General features: G+C 70.8%; 1 protein-coding gene. It reads right to left on the reverse strand.

Going from position 1 to position 808, the window contains the following annotated elements:
- A partial coding sequence (locus tag G3I78_RS46430; RefSeq protein WP_164436571.1) for a hypothetical protein occupies nucleotides 1-584 on the reverse strand: 584 nt, incomplete at its 3' end.
- Nucleotides 585-808 lie beyond the last annotated feature (224 nt).

Consider the following 808-nt stretch of genomic DNA (forward strand, 5'->3'; position numbering starts at 1 on the left):
TCGGCGCCCTTGCCCACCGGCAGACCCGCCGAGGAGGCCTCGCCGTCCACCGTGCCCTTGGACGTCGTCGCCACCGTCCACAGCGTCCCCGTCGACGGGATCGCCGCGAAGACCGTCCCGTCCTGCGACACGGTCAGCGCGCCCTCGCCGCCGACCTCGGCCACGGGGTCGAGCTTCTCCGCGTCGAACGACGTCGCCCCGTCGAACGGCAGCACCCAGAGCAGGCCCTCTTCACCGTTGAGGATCGCCGTCGTCGCGCCACCCGTCGCCACCTGCGCCCCGGCCGGCAGACGGACCTGCCCGTCCAGCTTCAGGTGCGCGACGTTCACGGGAGACGCGGAGCTCGTCCCGGTGTCGTCCAGCAGCACACGGCCCGCGTCCTGCTGCACGTCGAACGACGCGCTGCCCGCGTTCAACGTCCCGTCCAACGCCTGGGACTCGTAGTTGAACCGCCCCAGCAACCCGGCCGACGACTTCGTCACCCACACGCCCGAGTCGTTCAGGTCCACGTCCGCCGTGGCCTCGCCCTCGTAGAACAGCGCCATCCCCACCAGCGCCGTCGAGAACACCGACACGGTGCTCACCGACGCGACGGTGCGGCGGTGCTCGTTCAGACGCGCCAGGAAACCCACAGGTCCTCCGAGGAGTTGGATCGGGAGACGACCGGTCCCCTTCTCCAGCCCCCTCGATCTCGCACATACGAGGCGGCCCCACCGATCGCGCAACCGAGGATAGCGGGAGAGCGGGTGAAAACCGACACCCGTCCGATGGGGAGCACTCCCCACCCCGCGCTCCGTCGAGACGCGGT

This window comes from Streptomyces sp. SID13726 (genome assembly GCF_010548375.1).
Classification (GTDB): Bacteria; Actinomycetota; Actinomycetes; order Streptomycetales; family Streptomycetaceae; genus Streptomyces.